Annotated in this window: 16 protein-coding genes; 10 read left to right on the top strand and 6 right to left on the bottom strand. The window is 72.9% G+C overall.

Annotated features, from left to right (window positions below; genetic code table 11):
• Positions 1-45: 45 nt before the first annotated feature.
• Positions 46-1,887 (bottom strand): phosphatidylglycerol lysyltransferase domain-containing protein, encoded by a 1,842-nt coding sequence (locus ACFVWY_RS23225; protein ID WP_389875547.1) that lies wholly within the window; start codon positions 1,885-1,887, stop codon positions 46-48.
• A 185-nt stretch (positions 1,888-2,072) separates the two neighbouring features.
• Here ACFVWY_RS23225 and ACFVWY_RS23220 point away from each other — a divergent pair, with 185 nt between their 5' ends.
• Entirely contained in the window at positions 2,073-3,146 is a 1,074-nt protein-coding gene (locus ACFVWY_RS23220) for an alpha/beta hydrolase (RefSeq protein ID WP_389875544.1), read from the top strand.
• A 60-nt stretch (positions 3,147-3,206) separates the two neighbouring features.
• On the opposite strand, the gene ACFVWY_RS23215 is transcribed toward ACFVWY_RS23220, so the two are convergent.
• Positions 3,207-4,400, bottom strand: coding sequence for an ABC transporter ATP-binding protein (locus ACFVWY_RS23215; RefSeq protein WP_389875541.1), 1,194 nt, complete (start codon positions 4,398-4,400; stop codon positions 3,207-3,209).
• A 128-nt stretch (positions 4,401-4,528) separates the two neighbouring features.
• Between ACFVWY_RS23215 and ACFVWY_RS23210 the strand changes: the two genes are divergently transcribed.
• From ACFVWY_RS23210 to ACFVWY_RS23195, 4 genes are all read left to right on the top strand, one after another.
• Complete coding sequence (locus ACFVWY_RS23210) at positions 4,529-5,239, top strand: ABC transporter permease (RefSeq protein WP_389875538.1); 711 nt, start codon at positions 4,529-4,531, stop codon at positions 5,237-5,239.
• Between the two features lie 4 nt (positions 5,240-5,243).
• Positions 5,244-5,918 carry an ABC transporter permease gene (locus tag ACFVWY_RS23205; RefSeq protein WP_389875535.1) on the top strand — a complete coding sequence of 225 codons (675 nt, stop codon included), beginning with the start codon at positions 5,244-5,246 and terminating at the stop codon, positions 5,916-5,918.
• 78 nt (positions 5,919-5,996) lie between these two features.
• Positions 5,997-6,968: an ABC transporter substrate-binding protein gene (locus ACFVWY_RS23200; RefSeq protein WP_389875533.1), complete on the top strand. Its 972-nt coding sequence runs from the start codon at positions 5,997-5,999 to the stop codon at positions 6,966-6,968.
• A 95-nt stretch (positions 6,969-7,063) separates the two neighbouring features.
• Complete coding sequence (locus ACFVWY_RS23195) at positions 7,064-8,062, top strand: hypothetical protein (RefSeq protein WP_389875530.1); 999 nt, start codon at positions 7,064-7,066, stop codon at positions 8,060-8,062.
• A 21-nt stretch (positions 8,063-8,083) separates the two neighbouring features.
• Here the strand turns inward: ACFVWY_RS23195 and ACFVWY_RS23190 are convergent, their stop codons facing one another.
• Together ACFVWY_RS23190 and ACFVWY_RS23185 are read right to left on the bottom strand one after the other, a co-directional pair.
• Positions 8,084-9,226: an NADH-quinone oxidoreductase subunit D gene (locus ACFVWY_RS23190; protein WP_389875527.1), complete on the bottom strand. Its 1,143-nt coding sequence runs from the start codon at positions 9,224-9,226 to the stop codon at positions 8,084-8,086.
• 4 nt (positions 9,227-9,230) lie between these two features.
• Positions 9,231-10,247 (bottom strand): SAM-dependent methyltransferase, encoded by a 1,017-nt coding sequence (locus ACFVWY_RS23185; RefSeq protein ID WP_389875525.1) that lies wholly within the window; start codon positions 10,245-10,247, stop codon positions 9,231-9,233.
• A gap of 96 nt (positions 10,248-10,343) precedes the next feature.
• Here ACFVWY_RS23185 and ACFVWY_RS23180 point away from each other — a divergent pair, with 96 nt between their 5' ends.
• Positions 10,344-11,543, top strand: coding sequence for a sensor histidine kinase (locus ACFVWY_RS23180; RefSeq protein ID WP_389875522.1), 1,200 nt, complete (start codon positions 10,344-10,346; stop codon positions 11,541-11,543).
• Positions 11,544-11,614: 71 nt separating this feature from the next.
• The gene (locus ACFVWY_RS23175) at positions 11,615-12,289 is read left to right on the top strand and encodes a response regulator (RefSeq protein WP_389875519.1); all 675 of its coding nucleotides are present in this window, start codon (positions 11,615-11,617) and stop codon (positions 12,287-12,289) included.
• Between the two features lie 18 nt (positions 12,290-12,307).
• Here ACFVWY_RS23175 and ACFVWY_RS23170 read toward each other — a convergent pair whose 3' ends face one another.
• Positions 12,308-13,408: a DUF5937 family protein gene (locus ACFVWY_RS23170; RefSeq protein ID WP_389875746.1), complete on the bottom strand. Its 1,101-nt coding sequence runs from the start codon at positions 13,406-13,408 to the stop codon at positions 12,308-12,310.
• Positions 13,409-13,570: 162 nt separating this feature from the next.
• Positions 13,571-14,836, bottom strand: coding sequence for a threonine aldolase family protein (locus ACFVWY_RS23165; RefSeq protein ID WP_389875516.1), 1,266 nt, complete (start codon positions 14,834-14,836; stop codon positions 13,571-13,573).
• 179 nt (positions 14,837-15,015) lie between these two features.
• Between ACFVWY_RS23165 and ACFVWY_RS23160 the strand changes: the two genes are divergently transcribed.
• From ACFVWY_RS23160 to ACFVWY_RS23150, 3 genes are read left to right on the top strand one after another with little or no spacing between them, the layout of a single operon-like run.
• Complete coding sequence (locus ACFVWY_RS23160; RefSeq protein ID WP_389875513.1) at positions 15,016-15,978, top strand: Rossmann-like and DUF2520 domain-containing protein; 963 nt, start codon at positions 15,016-15,018, stop codon at positions 15,976-15,978.
• A complete protein-coding gene (gene panC, locus ACFVWY_RS23155; RefSeq protein WP_389875510.1) occupies positions 15,975-17,003 on the top strand; it encodes a pantoate--beta-alanine ligase in 1,029 nt (342 codons plus the stop codon). The genes ACFVWY_RS23160 and panC overlap by 4 nt, the downstream gene beginning before the upstream one ends.
• A complete protein-coding gene (locus ACFVWY_RS23150) occupies positions 17,000-18,742 on the top strand; it encodes an L-aspartate oxidase (protein ID WP_389875508.1) in 1,743 nt (580 codons plus the stop codon). Before panC ends, ACFVWY_RS23150 begins: the two co-directional genes overlap by 4 nt.
• The last annotated feature ends 2 nt before the right edge of the window (positions 18,743-18,744 follow it).

Genomic DNA, 18,744 nt, shown 5'->3' with positions numbered 1-18,744 from the left:
ACGCAACGTACTCATGCCTCCAGCGTAGGCCCGTGCAGAGGGGGACTATGCCGCGTGCGCGTGCCGCTCCGGGCCCGGAGCGGGGGCGTGGGCGCAGGGGCGGGGCCCGGGGGACGGGAAGCGGCGGGCGAAGGGGCGGGGGAGGGAGAAGCTCACGAAGCCCTCCGCCTGCATGGCGGCGAACGAGATTCTGGGCAGGTCCCCGGCGTTGCGGTAGACCACGAAACGGGGCTCCCAGCGGGGCCGGAACTTGGCGTTGAACTTGTACAGCGACTCGATCTGGAACCAGCGCGAGAGGAAGATCAGCAGCCCGCGCCAGGTCCGCAGCACCGGTCCCGCGCCCAGTTTCTCGCCGCGGGCGAGGGCCGAGCGGAACATCGCGAAGTTCAGTGAGACCCGCGTGACCGCGAGCCCGGGGGCGGCCTGGAGGGCGGCGACGATCAGCAGTTCGTTCATGCCGGGGTCGGCGCAGCGGTCGCGGCGCATCAGGTCGAGGGACATGCCGTCGGTGCCCCAGGGGACGAAGTGGAGCACGGCCTTCAGGTCGCCGTACGGGGATGCGGAGCCAGGGTCGCCGGCCTTGTGGGCGGTGGCGATGACGCAGTCCCCGTCGGCATGGTCGCCGAGTCGGCCGAGCGCCATGGAGAAGCCGCGCTCGTGGTCGGTGCCGCGCCAGTCGTCGGCGGCGCGGCGGATGCGGGCGAGCTCGTCCTCGCCGATGTCACGGACACGCCGGACGCGGGTCTCGTAGCCGAGGCGTTCAATGCGCTTCACCATCTGGCGCACGTTGCGCATCGGGCGTCCGGCGAGCGAGAAATCCGCGACGTCCACCACCGCCTCGTCGCCGAGCTCCAGGGCGTCGAGCCCGGTCTCGCGGGTCCAGACCTCGCCGCCGGTCTCGCTGCACCCCATCACGGCGGGGGTCCAGGAGTGGGCCCTGGCCTCGTCCATGAAGCGTTCGATGGCGCCTGGCCAGGCCTCCACGTCACCGATCGGGTCGCCGCTGGCCAGCATCACCCCGGACACCACCCGGTAGCAGACGGCGGCCTTGCCGCTGGGGGAGAAGACGACGCCCTTGTCGCGGCGGAGCGCGAAGTGGCCGAGCGAGTCGCGCCCGCCGTGCTTCTCCAGCAGGACCCGCAGCCGGGCCTCGTCGTCCTCGGTGAGGCGGGCGGCCGGGTGCTCGGGGCGGAAGGCGAAGTAGACGGTGGTGACGGCGGTGAGCAGGCCGAGGGCGCCGAGGGAGTAGGCCACGGTCCAGGAGGTGTCGTCGGCGTACCGGACGGGGCCCTCGATGCCGAGCATTCCGTACAGCACGTGCTGGAGGCGGTCGGCGATGCTGGGGCTGCCCACCACCCGGCCGGGGTGCGCGTTGACGATGGCCAGCCCGAGGGCGAGCGAACCCGCGCCGAGCAGCACGAAGTTGGCCAGAGCGCGCCAGCGGCTGCGGGCGTCGGGGAGCGCGGCGAACTCGCCGCGGTGACGGATCAGCAGCATGCACAGCGCCAGCGAGACCAGGGCGCCGATGACCGAGTGACGGTAGGTGAACTGTGCCAGCGCACCGGCCGGGAGCAGCAGGACGGCGGCCCGCCAGGCCCGCCGCTTGCGCCGCTTGAGGCCGTGGGCGAGGAGCAGGAGCAGGACACCGGCGCTCAGCGAGAGCGCGGCGGCGAACGGCCCGAGGGCTCCGGGCAGCACTTCGGCGAGGGTGTGCATCCGGCTGTGCCGGAAGCGGGGGAAGACGCCGGCGGCGACGTCGATCAGGCCGACGACGGTGCAGGCGGTACCGACGAGCCCCGGTACCGTTTCGGGGCGGGGGCCGCGTACGAACTTGGCTACGGGACTCGGAACCGATCCCGATTTATCCCCATCTAGCGTGACAGACATCGCTTCCCGTGGTTCCGCGAGAGATTCTTGAGTCCTTCGGACATATGCCTTCGGACGATGTGCGCCCTGTAGGACGAGGCTTCCGGGCCGCGGGTTCACCGCCGTACGGAAATTTCCAGACAAGAAAGCTCACCATCCATGGTCTTACCAGTAAGACGCTTCTGGTTCTGGCGATCGCGCTGGCCGTGGTGTTCTTCGCCGCCACGGTCTGGCTCTGGCCGCGGCTGTCCCGCAGCAGCGTGTCCGCGGTGTCCGGCGGGGTCGGCCTGCTGCTGGTGACCCAGGTGTCCCTCTTCGTCACGGTGGCCCTGCTGGCGAACAACTCCTTCCTCTTCTACGGGTCGTGGTCGGACCTGTTCGGCCGGAAGCAGGACCTGGGTGTGGTCACGGACCACGCGGCGGCCACGCTGGCCTCGAAGAACATCGTCCGGGTCGGGGTGCAGCGGCCGGAGGTGCCGGGAGGATCGCGGCCCGAGGTGGGCGGGCGGATCGACAAGGTCGTGGTCGCGGGCAAGCGGTCGGAGATCGAGAGCTCGGCGTACGTGTATCTGCCGCCGGAGTACTTCCAGCCGGCGTTCGCGCGCCGCGCGTTCCCCGCGGTCGTGGTGCTCACCGGCTGTCCCGGGGTCGCGGAGAACCTCCTGAAGGGGCTCGCGTACCCGCGGACCGCACACGAACGGGTGAAGGCCGGACGGGCGCAGCCGATGATCCTGGTGATGCTGCGGCCGACGGTCGCGCCGCCGCGGGACACCGAGTGCGTGGACATCAAGGGCGGGCCGCAGACCGAGACCTATCTCGCCGAGGATCTGCCGCAGGCGGTCGCGGAGTCGTACCGGGTCGGCAAGCGGGCCCGTAACTGGGGCATCATCGGCAATTCGACCGGCGGGTACTGCGCGCTGAGGATCGGGCTGCACCACCCGGACCGGTTCATCGCGAGCGCCGGGCTCTCCGCGTACTACGAGGCGGCCGAGGACCCGACGACCGGTGACCTCTTCCAGGGCGACCAGGACGCGCGGAACCGGGCGGACCTGATGCGGACGCTGGGCAGCCTGCCGCAGCCCGACGCGTCCTTCCTCGTCACCACCTCCCGGCACGGGGAGGGCAACTACAAGGCCACGCGGCAGTTCATCGCCAAGGTGAAGGCGCCCGCCCCGGCGTCGTCGGTCGTGCTCGACGGCGGCGGGCACAACTTCAACACCTGGCGGCGGGAGATCCCCTCGGCGCTGGACTGGCTGAGCAGCCGCCTCAGCGAGAACTGACGGGCCGGCACGCGCCGGGCCGGTCCCGTCCGGCCCTGCCTCTCCCCTCCGCGCCCCGGCTCAGCGCGTGGCGCGCTCCACGGTCTCGACCGTCACCTCGGCGCGCGGGAGGTCCTGGGCGTCCGCGTCGATCGAGCGGCGCAGCGCCTCGTGCAGCCGGGCCGGGGTGAGGACGCCGAGGAAGCGGCCGGTGCTCTGCGCGTCGATCACGGCGATCCAGCCCGCGTCGTGCTGGAGCATGGTGGAGAACGCCTGCTTGAGCGGGGCGCCGAGCGGCAGCCACGCCTCCATCCGGCGGGCGTGCGCGCGTACGGTCCCGTCGGCTGCGGTCGCGGTCGCGTTGGCGGTTTCGGTGGCGTCGGCCGGGAGCCAGCCGTGCAGCTGGTCCTCGCCGTCCAGGACGACGGCCCAGCGAGCCCCCTCGGCGCGGAGCCGTTCGGTGGCCCGGGACAGGGGGTCGTCGAGATGGACGACCGGGGGCTGGTCGAGGTCGCTCTCCTCGACGGGGGTCACGGAGAGCCGCTTGAGACCGCGGTCGGCACCGACGAAGTCCGCGACGTAACGGCTGGCGGGGGCACCGAGCACGGTGGCGGGGGTGTCGAACTGCTCGATGGAGCCCTGCCCGTAGACGGCGATCCGGTCGCCGAGCCGGACGGCTTCCTCGATGTCATGGGTGACGAACAGGACGGTTTTCCGGACCTGTTCCTGAAGTTTCAGGAATTCGTTCTGCAGCCGTTCCCGTACGACCGGGTCGACCGCGCCGAAAGGCTCGTCCATCAGCAGGACCGGCGGGTCGGCGGCCAGGGCCCGTGCCACGCCGACGCGTTGGCGCTGGCCGCCGGAGAGCTGTTCCGGATAGCGGTCACCATAAACGGAAGGATCAAGTCCGACCAGGTCGAGGAGTTCGGCCGCGCGTGCCCTGCCCTTTCCCTTTTTCCAGCCCAGCAGATGCGGGACGGTCGCGGTGTTCTCCAGGATCGTGCGGTGCGGGAAGAGCCCCACCTGCTGGATCACATATCCGATACGGCGGCGCAGCAGGACGGGGTCGATGGCGGATATGTCGTCCCCGTCGACGCATATCCGGCCCTCGGTCGGTTCGATCAGCCGGTTCACCATCTTCATGGTCGTCGTCTTGCCGCATCCGGACGGTCCGACGAGCGTGACCAGTTCACCCTCGGCGACCTCGAAGGAAAGGTCGTCGACGGCGGTGGTGCCGTCCGCGTACCGCTTGGTGACGTGCTCGAAACGGATCATGGTTCCCCATTGTGGCGCGAGTTCTGTGAAGGACATGTTGCTGAAATACAACGGCTCCGGCGATTGTCAGTGGCCGAGGATAGGGTCACCAGACATACGTACGATGCGTCGGCGGGAGGTGGGGACGGATGGCCGCGGGTGAGAACTGCCTGGTGACGAACGACTGGATCTGCGGGGAGTATCTCCGTTCCCGCAGCCAGGAGTTGGCCGACGCGACGGTCCAGCACATCTGGATCACCGTGGTCTCGGTGGTGATCGGGCTCCTGGTGGCCTTTCCGCTGGCGCTCCTGGCGCGTCGCGGCCGCCGTTTCGCCGCTCCGGTGCTCGGGCTGACGACGGTTCTCTACACGGTGCCCTCGCTCGCCCTGTTCTCGCTGCTGCTGCCCTTCTTCGGGCTCTCCGCGGCGCTGGTGGTCACCGGTCTCGTGCTCTATTCGCTGACCATCCTCGTGCGGAACATCCTGGCGGGCCTCGAAGCCGTCCCCGGGGAGGCGAAGGAGGCCGCGCGAGGCATGGGCTACGGTCCGGTGCGCCTGCTCTGGGAGGTCGAACTGCCCCTGGCGATGCCCGCGTTGATGGCCGGAGTGCGGATCGCCACGGTGTCGACGGTCGCGCTGACGACGGTCGGCTCGATCGTCGGCCGGGGCGGTCTGGGCAATCTCATCGGGGACGCGCTGCCCAGCTTCTTCAAAGCTCAGGTGCTCACCGCCTCGGTGCTGTGCGTCCTGCTCGCGGTCGTCGCGGATCTGCTGCTGCTCGGTGTGCAGCGGCTGCTGACCCCCTGGACCCGAATACGCCCCGCGCCCGCGGCGGCGGACACCGCGGCGAAGGCGGTCTGATTCCATGGGAGTTCTGGGCGAAGCCTGGACCTGGCTCACCACCGGGGCCAACTGGTCGGGGGAGAGCGGCGCGGCCCACCGGCTCGCCGAGCATCTGTACGTGAGCGGTCTCGCGCTCACCCTGGCGTGCGCGGTCGCGCTGCCCGTCGCCCTGTACCTGGGGCACATCGGGAAGGGCGGCACGCTGGCCGTCAACCTGTCCAACGTGGGGCGGGCGGTCCCGGTCTTCGCCGTGCTGGCCCTCTTCATGGTCTCGCCGCTGCGCAACGCCGGATACGTGCCGACGGTCATCGCGCTGGTGCTGTTCGCGGTGCCGCCGCTGCTGACCAACGCCTACGTCGGGATGACGGAGGTCGACCGGTCGGTGACGGAGGCGGCACGCGGCATGGGCATGTCCGGGCGCCAGCTCTTTCTCCGGGTCGAGCTGCCGCTGGCCTACCCGATGGTGATGACCGGGCTGCGCTCCGCCGCGGTCCAGGTGGTCGCCACGGCCACGATCGCCGCGATGGTCGGCCAGGGCGGTCTCGGCCGGATCATCACCGCCGGGTTCAACACCTACAACACCCCCCAGGTGGTCGCGGGGGCGGTGCTGGTCGCCCTGCTCGCGCTGCTGGTGGAAGCGGTGCTGGTGGGCCTGGACCGGCTGCTGTCGCCGCTGCGCCGCCGCCGGACGGCCTGACGAAGGGGCGGAGGCCGCCCGGTGCCTCTTCCTCGTAGATCCCCTTACCCACCCTGTTGCTGTGGACGGAGAACAACCATGAGCAAGTCCTCGCGCATAGCCGGCGCGGTCATCGGCATGGCCGCGCTGGCCGGTTCGCTCGCCGCTTGCGGCGGCGACAGCCTGGAGAAGGAGAAGGGAGGCCCGGCGGCGGACTCCGGCACGAAGGGCTCGCTGGTCGTCGGCGCCGCCTCCTTCACCGAGTCCAAGGTCCTCGCCGAGCTGTACGCGCAGATCCTGGCCGACGCCGGGTACCGCACCTCGGTCACCACCGTCGCCAACCGGGAGCTGTACGAGCCGTCCCTGGAGAAGGGGGAGATCGACGTCGTTCCCGAATACGCGGCGACGATCGCCGAATTCCTCAATGCCAAGGTGAACGGCGCGAAGAAGGCCGAGAAGGCGCCGGTCGCCTCGGGCGACGCGACGGCCACCGTCGCCGCCCTGGAGAAGCTCGCCGTCCCGCGCGGGCTGAAGATCCTCCCGCCCGGTGCCGCGGTCGATCAGAACGCCTTCGCGGTGACCAAGGAATTCGCCGCGAAGAACAAGCTCCGGACGCTTTCCGACCTCGGCCGGTCGAAGGTCCCGGTGAAGATCGCGGCGGGCGACGAGTGCGAGGTGCGGCCCTTCTGCGCCCCCGGACTGAAGAAGACGTACGGCATCGACGTCACCGGAATCGATCCCAAGGGAGTCGGCACTCCGCAGGCCAAGCAGGCGGTCAAGGACGGCAAGGACCAACTGGTCCTCACCACCACCACCGACGCCGTGCTGGACAGCTATGACCTGGTGTTCCTGGAGGACGACAAGAAGCTCCAGAACGCCGACAACGTCCTGCCGGTCGTCAATGCGAAGGACGCCGGTTCGCCGGAGATCGCCGAAGCGCTCGGCAAGCTCACCAAGGCGCTCACCACTGAGGATCTCGCGGAACTGAACCGCAAGGTCGACGCCGAGCGCGCAAAGCCCGCCGATGTCGCCGGGGACTATCTGCGGGCGAAGGGACTCGTCGCGAAGTAGAAAACGGAGGGAAAGGGGGGCCGTCAGGTAACCGGCAGGGAACAGATTGGCGGGCGGCCCCCCAAGTGCCCCGCACACACGGTAAATTTCAGGCCATGCCACGTGGACGCCATCGCCATTCGCCACCTCTGCACAGAATCCTTCCGCCCTCGGCGGTCGTCGGAGCATCGGTCGTCTGTGCCGCCGGTTCCTGGCTGCTTGCCGAGCCCCTGGTCCTGCGCGGACTGGTGGCCGCGGCGGCGGTGGCCGCGGTGGCCGGCGCGTATCTGATGCGCAGCTGGGACCGGGACGCCGGGCGCCGTGTCGCCGAGCTGACCCGGGCACGAGCGGGCGACGAGTGGCGGGCCGAGGAGCGGATCGCCGAGCTGGAGTCCGATCTGGAGGAATCGCGCGAGCTGCGCGCCCGGCTGGAGACGAAGCTGCGCCGCAAGCGCGTGGAGCTCGCCGGCCTGCGCGGGGAGCACGCCGCGCTGCTGCGCCGGTACGCCAACGCCGAGACCGGCCGGGCCAGCGCCCTGGAGGGCCGCAGACAGCTCGCGCTGGAGGCCGCCACCGCGCCCCGCGAGCTGACCGCCGCGCGCAGCACGCCGACGCAGGGCGCCTATCTCCGGGCCGCCCAGGCGCTTCAGGACCTCTCCCGCAACGCCGCGCTCCAGGAGGCCCGCCGCACCGCCGAGCAGGCCCGGCGGAGCGAGATCGCACCACGTCCGGCCGTCCACGCCCCCGCCGTGAACGAGGACCACACGGCCGCGCGTCATCTGCGTCCCCCGGCCCCGCTGCCCCCGGCCCGGCAGTCCGCCGCGCTGCCCCCGGCCCGTCCCGCGCCGGCCGCCGCGGCCGTCGCCCCGTACACGCCGCCGCGCCGCCAGCCGGTGCCGCAGGGCAGCTTCGACTTCTTCGGCACGCACAAGGCGAGCGCTGCGATCGAGTCCGTGCAGGACGAGGATCTCGCCGACGTGGTGGGCGAGGAGGCGCTGGCCGCGCACCGCACGGACAAGGCCGTGAAAGGGGCTGTCGGCAAGGTCATCGACCTGACCGCGCACGACGAGACCGAGCAGCTCGACGTGGTGGAGCTGCGCAGCGCGATCTCGTAGGAGGACGCGGGCCGGGCGGCGCTACTTGTCGATGTCGCCGACGACGAAGAAGAGCGAGCCCAGGATCGCCACCATGTCGGCGACCAGGGTGCCCGGCAGCAGTTCGGTGAGCGCCTGGATGTTGTTGTACGAGGCGGAGCGGAGCTTCAGCCGGTACGGGGTCTTCTCGCCCTTGGAGACCAGGTAGTAGCCGTTGATGCCGAGCGGGTTCTCGGTCCAGGCGTAGGTGTGGCCCTCGGGGGCCTTCAGGACCTTGGGCAGCCGCTGGTTGACCGGGCCGGGCGCCAGCGCGGTCAGCCGGTCCAGGCAGGCGTCCGCGAGGTCCAGCGCGTTGTGCGTCTGCTCCAGCAGGCACTCGAAGCGGGCCAGGCAGTCGCCCTCGGTCCGGGTGACCACCTTCAGGGTGTCCTGGAGCTCCCCGTACGCCAGGTACGGCTCGTCGCGCCGCAGGTCGAAGTCGACGCCGGAGGCGCGGGCGATCGGCCCGGACACCCCGTACGCGTGCACCGCGCCGGTGCTGAGCACACCCACCCCGCGGGTGCGGCCCCGGAAGATCTCGTTGCCGAGCACCAGGTCGTCGTAGACGTCCATCCGGGAACGGACCGAGGCGACGGCGTCGCGGACACGGCCGGTCCAGCCCGCCGGAAGGTCCTCCTTGAGGCCGCCGACCCGGTTGAACATGTAGTGCATCCGGCCGCCGGAGACCTCCTCCATCACGGCCTGGAGCTCCTCGCGCTCCCGGAAGGCGTGGAAGACCGGAGTGATCCCGCCGAGTTCGAGCGGGTACGAACCGAGGAACATCAGATGGTTCAGCACCCGGTTCAGCTCGGCGAGCAGCGTACGGGTCCACACCGCGCGCTCCGGGACCTCCATGCCGAGCATCCGCTCCACGGCCATCACGACGCCCAGCTCGTTGGAGAACGCCGACAGCCAGTCGTGGCGGTTGGCGAGCATCACGATCTGCCGGTAGTCGCGGGCCTCGAACAGCTTCTCCGCACCGCGGTGCATGTAGCCGACGACGGGCTCCGCGCTCAGCACCCGCTCGCCGTCCAGCACGATCCGCAGCCGGAGCACGCCGTGCGTGGAGGGGTGCTGCGGACCGATGTTGAGCACCATGTCCGTGCTCTCCGCCGCGCCGCCGATGCCGACCGTCGTCTCCGTCATGCGGTCAGTATCGCGTGAACGCGTCCGGGCCGGGGCCCGGACCCCCGCGCTGCATCAGCCAGCCGAAGTCGCCGAGGCCGCCCCGGGCCGTCAGTTCCGCCGCCTGGCCCGCCGAGGCCAGCGCCCGTACGTATCCGGCGGGGTCGGCCGAGGCCAGCGCCAGCGGCGGGCGCCCGCCGTGCACACCGAGGCGGTGCAGCGCCTCGCGCTGGGGCAGCAGCTCGGGCTCCGTACCGGCCACCGCCGCGCCCGCCGCCGCACAGGCGTCCAGCGCCACGTGCGAGGTGAGGTCGCAGCCGCCGTCCGGCACCGGCCGCACCTCCCGGCCCGCCCGGAAGCCGGTCAGGGTGCCGAAGGGCGGCCGTGCCTCCCGGTCGTGGGCGTAGTCCACCGCCACCGCGAGCCCCCCGGCCAGTGTGCCCACCGCCCGCGCCCAGGCGGCGTCGCGGGGGCGGCCGATCTCCGCCCGGCTCCCCGGCCCGGCCGAGGGCCACCAGCGGCGCAGCCACGCCGCGTCCGCCCCGGTCACCGGCGCCCCCAGCCGCTCCGCCCCGTCCCGTGTCCGGACCAGGACGTACCGGTCGACGCCGTCCGCGTCGGTCTCGGCGACGGGGACCGGGACGTTGTCCAGCCACTCGTTGGCGAACAGCAGCCCGTACGTGCGCGGCGGCGGCTGCGCGCGCCACTCGATCCGGGGATCGAGGCCCGGCGGCCGGTCCGCCAGCTCCACCGCGCGGGCCCGTACGGCCAGGCCCTCGCCGCCCTCGGCGGGCAGCGCGGTCAGCACCCCCGTCAGCAGCTCGCCCCGGCCCGCTCCCAGGTCCACCAGATCGACCCGGTCGGTGCCCAGCTCCCGGGCCGTCGCGACCAGCAGCCGGGCCACGGCGGCGGCGAAGAGCGGGGAGGCGTGCACGGAGGTACGGAAGTGGCCCGCGGGCCCCTCGGGGCTCCGGTAGAACCCGCCGTCCCCGTAGAGAGCGGTCCCGGCCGCCTCCTGCCACCCACGCCACTCATCCGTCACGGAGCCAAGTCTCCACCTTGGGGAGTACGGTGCCGTAAGCCGGATCGGCCCTTCGGCTGACCCACGAGCCCCATGCTTTTCCCTACGCTGGGTTACGTGCAGCGCCTCTACGACTTCCTCCGCAGACACCCCTTGGGCGTCGACGTCTTCTGGGCCGTCGTCCTCCTCGGGCTCTCCGGCCTGTCCGCGGCCGGAGTCGGGGGGAGCACGCGGGAGCGCGTCGCCGCTGTTCCGATCATGCTCGGCTACTGCACCGTCGTCGCACTGCGCAGGCGTGCGCCGGAGAAGATGCTGCTGCTCGCCATCGCGATGGGGCTGGCGCAGATGGCCATCGGCGTGGCGCCCGGTGCCATGAACTTCGCGATGCTGGTCATCGTCTTCACCGTGGCGACCGTCGGGCAGCGCTGGGCGTCCCGGCTCGCGCTGGTGTGCAGTCTGGGCGCCGCGACCCTGTCCAAGCTGCGCTGGCCGGAGGACATTCCACGGGCCGGCTGGGCCGAGGAAGCCTTCATCGTCGTCGTCCTGACGGTGCCGTTCGTGCTCGCCTGGGTGCTCGGCGACTCGATGCGGACCCGGCGGGCCTACTTCAGGCAGCTGGAGGAGCGGGCCGCCCGGCTGGAGCGGGAGCGCGAGGCGCAGTCGAAGGTCGCGGTGGCGGCGGAGCGGGCCCGGATCGCCCGGGAGCTGCACGACGTGGTCGCGCACAACGTGTCGGTGATGGTGGTGCAGGCCGACGGCGCCGCCTACGTCATGGACGCGGCGCCGGACCAGGCCAAGCAGGCCCTGGAGACCATCTCCAGTACCGGCCGTCAGGCGCTCGCCGAGATGCGCCGACTGCTCGGGGTGCTGCGTACGGGCGACGTGCCGGAGAGCGGGGAATACGTCCCGCAGCCCGACGTGGAGCAGATCGAGGACCTGATCGAGCAGGTCCGGCAGACCGGCCTGCCGGTCGACTTCAAGGTCGAGGGCACCCCGCGCCCGCTGCCCAGCGGGGTCGAGCTGACCGCGTACCGGATCGTGCAGGAGGCCCTGACCAACACCCGCAAGCACGGCGGCCCGGACGCCGGGGCCAGCGTGCGTCTGGTCTACTTCGACGACGGCCTCGGGCTGCTGGTCGAGGACGACGGGCGGGGCGCGGCGCACGAACTGTACGAGGACGGCGGCGCCGACGGCGCGGGGCACGGGATGATCGGCATGCGGGAGCGGGTCGGGATGGTCGGCGGCACGCTGGACGCCGGGCCGCGCCCCGGTGGCGGCTTCCGGATCAGCGCGCTGCTGCCGCTCAAGCAGGCCTGACGCCCGGCGCGCAGGAGAACCCCGGACCCATGGGCGTCCGGATATTCGGACAACAGGAGACAGGACCCCTCATGGCGATCCGCGTGATGCTCGTCGATGACCAGGCGCTGCTGCGCACCGGCTTCCGGATGGTGCTCGCCGCCCAGCCGGACATGGAGGTCGTGGCCGAGGCCGGCGACGGCGCGGAGGCGATCGAGAACCTGCGCTCCACCGAGGTCGACGTGGTGCTGATGGACGTACGGATGCCGAAGCTGGACGGGGTCGAGGCCACCCGGCGCATCTGCGAGCGGCCGGACGCGCCCAAGGTGCTCATCCTGACCACCTTCGACCTCGACGAGTACGCCTTCTCCGGGCTGAAGGCCGGGGCCAGCGGCTTCATGCTCAAGGACGTGCCGCCCGCCGAGCTGCTCGCCGCGATCCGCTCCGTGCACAGCGGTGACGCGGTCGTCGCCCCGTCAACCACCCGGCGGCTGCTCGACCGCTTCTCCCCGATGCTGCCGGGCCACTCGGGCGAGCCGCAGCACAAGGACATCGCCCGGCTCACCGAACGCGAACGCGAGGTGATGCTGCTGGTGGCCCAGGGCCTGTCGAACGGCGAGATCGCGGCGCGCCTGGTGCTCTCCGAGGCGACGGTGAAGACGCACGTGGGCCGCATCCTCACCAAGCTGGAGCTGCGCGACCGGGTGCAGGTCGTGGTCCTCGCGTACGAGACGGGGCTGGTCCGGGCCGGGGGCGGCGCGCACTGACGCCGGGCGGGCTCCGGTTCAGCGCAGGATGCCCTCCAGGAAGTCGCTGCCCAGCCGGGCCACCGAGGTCAGGTCGAGCTGGTGCAGTACGTACCGGCCGCGCCGCCGGGTGGTGACCAGGCCCGCCTTCTTCAGCACCGCGAGGTGCCGGGAGACCACGGGGGCCGTGATGCCGTGGGTGTCGGCGAGCTGACCGGTGGTGTGCGCGGAGCGGGCGAGGTGGCGGCAGAGCCGCATCCGCATCGGGTGGGCCAGCGCCTCCATGCGCAGCTGGAGCAGTTCGACGGAGGCGGGGGAGGGCAGCTCCGGCTGGTGCACGGGGTAGTGGATCACCGGGCGCCAGCCCGGCGCGTGCAGCAGGTTGAGGTGGGGCCAGCCGAAGGTGGACGGGATGAGGGTGAGCCCGGGGCCGACCGCACTGGTGCGGCCCTCGTTCAGCTTGTCGGCGCTGATCAGGGTGGACGCCTCGTCGACGCTGAGCGCGCTGGACACCGCGGCCATCGCCTCGCCGATCCCCTTGCGGTGCAGCAGATCGGTCTTGTGCCGGGCGTCGGCGACCAGCTGGACCCGTACGCGCTGCCAGGTGTCCGCGAAGAACGCCCGGTCGCAGTCCTCGAACAGGCGCCGTACCCAGCCGCGCACCGGCGCGGGGTCGGCCAGCAGGCGCCGGGCGAACTCCACCTGCCGGGGCCCGTGCGCCGCGGCCATCTCCAGGGCACGGGCGCGCATCATCGCGTCGCCGAGGGGGGAGGGCGCGCCGAGCCCGTAGAACCCGCTGCAGGCGAACTCCAGGGCGGCGGCGACGAACCGTTCGTCGTCCAGCCGGTCGAGGATGTCGAGGTCCTCGGCGAGGCCCGCGCCCGTCCGGCCGTTGCCGCCCCGGATGCCGGCGAACGGCATGAAGACGTCCGAGAAGGTGTGCCGCCACAGGAACTCGGCCTCGTGGAGCCGGTCGGCGAGGTCCGGGTCGAGCGCGCTCGCGGTCGCCGTCGCCCAGCCGTGCAGGCCCGGATGGTGGCCCGGCTCGGAGAGGGCGTGCAGGGCCAGCCCCAGCTCGGCGAGGGGGGAGGTCTCGAAGACGATGCGTTCGGGGGCCAGCCCGGCGATGTCGATGTGCACGCTCACCCCTCCATGGTGCGGGGTGGGCGGGGGTGCCACCGCGTCGTTTGACGCGGGCCGTCAATCGGCGGGCCGCCGACGGGCGGCCCCGGGGCAGCGGCGGGCGGCGGGCTGCGCCCGGGGCGGCGGGCGGCGGCCGCTCAGACCACCGCCCGACGTCCGTCAGACGGTGGCCGCTCCGTCCACCCGCTCCATGAAGGCCCGCGCCGCGTCCCGTACGTCCTCGGCGGTCCACTCCAGCCCCTCGTGCCCCACCGTCACCTCGGCGTACGAGATCCCGGGCGGTCCGGCGGGCGCGGGGAACCAGCGGCGGAAGAGGCACACGCCCGTCTCCTCCGCCTGCCGCACCGCCGCCTCGCCCAGGACGTCCGGCGGGTACGGCAGCCACACCTGGAACTGGTGCGTGTGAGGCGGCTCCGGATGGACCCGGAACCAACCGGCGCCGGACGCCGCGAAGGCCTCGGCCAGCGCCCCGGCGACCACCTTCGCCTGCGCCACGTACGCGGGCAGCCGCGGCAGCTCCCGGTCCAGGCCCATCAGGGCGGTGATCGCGGCGGGGAACTGCTGGAAGAGCAGGCCGCCGTACCGGTGGCGCCAGGTGCGGGCCTCCTCGATCAGGGTCCGGGGCCCCGCCAGCGCGGCCCCGCCGAGGCCGCCGAGGGTCTTGTAGAAGGACACGTACACGCTGTCCGCGAGCGCCGCGATCTGCGGCAGCTCCCGGCCGAAGTGGGCGGCGCACTCCCACAGCCGGGCACCGTCGAAGTGCACCACAGCGTCGCGTTCCCGCGCGGCCTCCACGACATCCTCCAGCTCCTCCCACGTTGGCAGGACGTAACCCGCGTCGCGCAGCGGAAGCTCCAGCATCAGCGTGCCGAACGGCTCGTCGAAGTCTCGGATCTCCGACGCCGTGGGCAGCCGGGGCTCGGCCGTCGGATGCACGGTGCGCAGCCCGCTCACCGCCCCCAGCGCCCCGCGCTCGTGCACCTCGGGGTGGGCCAGCGGATGCAGGGCCACCGTGCTGTTGCCGGTCCGCCCGGCCCAGCAGCGCAGCGCGACCTGCTGGGCCATCGTCCCGGTCGGGAAGAACGCGGCGGCCTCCATGCCCAGCAGCCGGGCGACGCGTTCCTCCAGCTCGGCGACGACCCCGTCGCCGTACATGTCCGTGGGGCGGTCGAGGTCGGTGACGGAGCCGGCCCCGGCCGCCAGGCTGGCCAGCCGCTCGCGGAGCGGGAGTTCCATGGGCGGTCTGGCCAGGGCGCGGCGGGCCGCGCGCCAGGCGGCGGCCCGGCGCAGCCGCTGTGCGTCCTGCGTGTCCTGTGCGTTCTGCGCGTCCCTGTCCGTGTGCCGCGTCTCCTTGTCCGTGGGCTGTGCGTCCGGCTCTTCGCACGCGCCCACGGGCTGTTCCTCCGTGCCTGTGATGTCTGTCATGGGACGATCATCACGCAGCGTGTACTCCGGGACCGAACCCTTTTCCCGGCCTGATTTTCTGATGTGCGGACTTTCATCCACAGGCTGTGGACGGCCGGATGGATCGGGCGAAACGCTGGCGTAGCATGCAGAGAAATCGTCCGGTACCCCCTGCGGACTGGAACGGAAGGCATCGCCGAGTGAACGCAACAGCTCCCCATGACCCCCTCGAAGCCAAGGACCGCCCCGCCCGTCTGACGGTCGGCGTCGTGGGCGCGGGCCGGGTCGGTCCCGCTCTCGCCGCGTCCCTCCAGCTCGCCGGTCACCGGCCGGTCGCCGTGTCCGGTGTCTCCGACGCCTCGGTGCGCAGGGCGGCGGATCTGCTCCCCGACGTGCCGCTGGTGCCGCCCGCCGAGGTCCTCGCGCGCGCCGACCTGGTGCTGCTGACGGTCCCGGACGACGCCCTGCCCGGCCTGGTCGAGGGGCTGGCCGGGACCGGTGCGGTGCGGCCCGGCCAGCTGCTCGTCCACACCTCCGGACGGTACGGGGCGGGGGTCCTGGACCCGGCGCTGCGGGCCGGTGCCCTGCCGCTCGCCCTGCACCCGGCGATGACGTTCACCGGTACCTCCGTCGACGTCCAGCGGCTGGCCGGCTGCTCCTTCGGGGTGACCGCCCCCGAGGAGCTGCGGCTCGCCGCCGAGGCGCTGGTCATCGAGATGGGCGGCGAGCCGGAGTGGATCGCCGAGGAGGCCCGCCCGCTCTACCACGCGGCGCTCGCCCTCGGCGCGAACCACCTGGTCACGCTGGTGGCCCAGTCGATGGAGCTGCTGCGTACGGCCGGGGTCAGCGCTCCGGACCGGATGCTCGGCCCGCTCCTGGGCGCCGCCCTCGACAACGCCCTGCGCTCCGGCGACGCCGCGCTGACCGGCCCGGTGGCCCGCGGCGACGCCGGTACGGTCGCCGCGCACATCGGCGAGCTGCGCAGGCACGCCCCGCAGACGGTGGCCGGTTACGTCGCGATGGCCCGTGCCACCGCCGACCGCGCCCTTGCCCACGGCCTGCTCAAGCCGGAGCTGGCGGAGGACCTGCTCGTCGTCCTGGCCGACGGCGCGGGTACGGGCAGCGGGACAGGCACAGGGACCGGACCCGAGGAGCCCCGATGACCAGCACCGCCTCCAGCACCCCCGGCGCCGCGGCCCTGCTCCGTACCGCCGCCGAGCTCGCCGCCCTCGCGCCCCGGGAGGGCGTCCGGGCCGTCGTCATGACCATGGGTGCCCTGCACGAGGGCCACGCCACCCTGATCCGCGCCGCCCGCGCGGCGGCGGGCCCCGGCGGCCGGGTCGTCGTCACGGTCTTCGTCAACCCGCTCCAGTTCGGTGAGGCAGCCGACCTGGAGCGCTACCCCCGCACGCTCGACGCCGACCTCGCCGTGGCGGGCGCCGCCGGAGCGGACGCGGTCTTCGCACCGTCCGTTGACGAGGTCTACCCGGGCGGCGAACCGCAGGTCCGGATCACGGCCGGACCCATGGGCGAGCGGCTCGAAGGGGCCTCGCGCCCCGGGCATTTCGACGGCATGCTCACGGTCGTCGCCAAGCTCCTCCACCTCACCCGCCCGGACCTCGCGTTCTTCGGTCAGAAGGACGCCCAGCAGCTGGCGCTGATCCGCCGCATGGTGCGTGACCTGAACTTCCCGGTGGAGATCGCCGGGGTGGAGACGGCCCGCGAGCCGGACGGCCTCGCGCTCTCCAGCCGCAACCGCTTCCTGGACCCGGCGGAGCGGCACACCGCCCTCGCCCTGTCCCGGGCCCTGTTCGCCGCCCGTGACCGGCTCGCCGCGCAGCAGGCGCTGCACGCCCGCGCCGCGGCCACCTCGGCCACCACCGGCCGGGCCGCCGCGCTCACCGCCCTCGGCGAGGCCCGCGCGGCCGCCGACGCCCACGCGGTGGCCCTGGCCCGCCCGGACGGCGGACCGGCGGTGGTGCGGGCCGCCGCCCGTCAGATCCTCGACGACGCGGCGGCGGCCCAGCCCCCGCTCGCCCTGGACTACCTGGCGCTGGTGGATCCGGCCGACTTCACCGAGATCCCCGACGACCGCACCACCGGTGAGGCGGTTCTCGCCGTCGCCGCGCGGGTCGGCCGCACCCGCCTCATCGACAACATCCCGCTGACTCTCGGAGCCACCCCGTGACCGGAATACGGCTGACCGCCCCCGCCCCCGGCTGGTCCATAGACGCCGACGTCGTGGTGGTCGGCTCCGGCGTGGCCGGGCTCACCACGGCGCTGCGCTGCGCGGCGGCGGGCCTCGCCACCGTGGTCGTCACCAAGGCCCGGCTCGACGACGGCTCGACCCGCTGGGCGCAGGGCGGCATCGCCGCCGCGCTCGGCGAGGGCGACACCCCCGAGCAGCATCTCGACGACACCCTGGTCGCGGGTGCGGGCCTGTGCGACGAGGCGGCGGTGAGGGCCCTGGTCACCGAGGGCCCGGACGCGGTACGCAGGCTCATCGGGACCGGCGCCCGCTTCGACACCACGCAGAGCGGCGACATCGCGCTGACCCGCGAGGGCGGCCACCACCGCCGCCGCATCGCCCACGCGGGCGGTGACGCGACGGGCGCCGAGATCTCCCGCGCCCTGGTCGACGCGGTCCGCGACGCCGCCCTGCACACCGTGGAGAACGCGCTCGTCCTGGATCTGCTCACCGACGCCGAGGGCCGTACCGCGGGTGTGAGCCTGCACGTCATGGGCGAGGGCCAGCATGACGGAGTCGGCGCGGTCCACGCCCCCGCGGTGGTCCTCGCCACCGGCGGTATGGGCCAGGTCTTCTCCGCCACCACCAACCCGCCGGTCTCCACCGGCGACGGCGTGGCGCTCGCGCTGCGGGCCGGTGCGGAGGTCTCCGACCTGGAGTTCGTCCAGTTCCACCCGACCGTCCTCTTCCTCGGAGCCGGCTCCGAGGGCCAGCAGCCCCTGGTGTCCGAGGCGGTACGGGGCGAGGGCGCCCACCTCGTCGACGCCCTGGGCACCCGCTTCATGCTCGGCGAGCACGAGCTGGCCGAGCTGGCCCCGCGCGACATCGTCGCCAAGGCCATCACCCGCCGGATGGAACTGCACGGCACCGAGCACATGTACCTCGACGCCCGCCACTTCGGCGCCGGGATGTGGGAGCGCCGCTTCCCCACGATCCTGGCCGCCTGCCGTGCCCACGGCATCGACCCGGTCACCGAACCGATCCCGGTGGCCCCCGCCGCGCACTACGCCTCCGGCGGCATCCGCACCGACCTGCGGGGCCGTACGACCGTGCCCGGCCTGTACGCCTGCGGGGAGGTCGCCTGCACCGGCGTGCACGGCGCGAACCGGCTGGCGTCCAACTCCCTCCTGGAGGGCCTGGTCTTCGCCGAGCGCATCGCGGCGGACATTGTCGCGGACCGGCCGCGCGCGGGTGCCCCGGTCACCGCGCTCCCCGCCGATCCCTCGCCGCTGATCGCCCCGGAGGCCCGCACCACGATCCAGCGCGTCATGACCCGCGGCGCCGGGGTCCTGCGCTCCGCCGAGAGCCTGGCCGTCGCCGCCGAGCGGCTGGAGGAGCTGCACGACAGCGCCGTCCGGGCCGTCGCGGCGGACGAACCGAAGGTCGCGGTGCCCGGCGTCGAGGCGTGGGAGGTCACCAACCTGCTGCTGGTCTCGCGCGTCCTGGTGGCCGCCGCGCGGCGGCGTGAGGAGACCCGCGGCTGTCACTGGCGCGAGGACCGCCCCGAGCGCGACGACGCGAACTGGCGCCGCCACCTCGTGGTCCGGATCACCCCCGAGCGCCGCCCGGTCGTGCACCGCACTCAGACCGAGGCATTCGGCCCCGTACGCCCCGCGCAGGCACCAGACTGCGCGGCAGCACCCCCCACCCACTCCGCCGACCTCACCGAGGAGCCGTAACC

Origin of the sequence: Streptomyces sp. NPDC058195 (genome assembly GCF_042883525.1) — a bacterium.
Lineage (GTDB): Bacteria > Actinomycetota > Actinomycetes > Streptomycetales > Streptomycetaceae > Streptomyces.
Note: the sequence above shows the minus strand (reverse complement) of the source record. Positions and strands in the feature narration are given on the sequence as shown.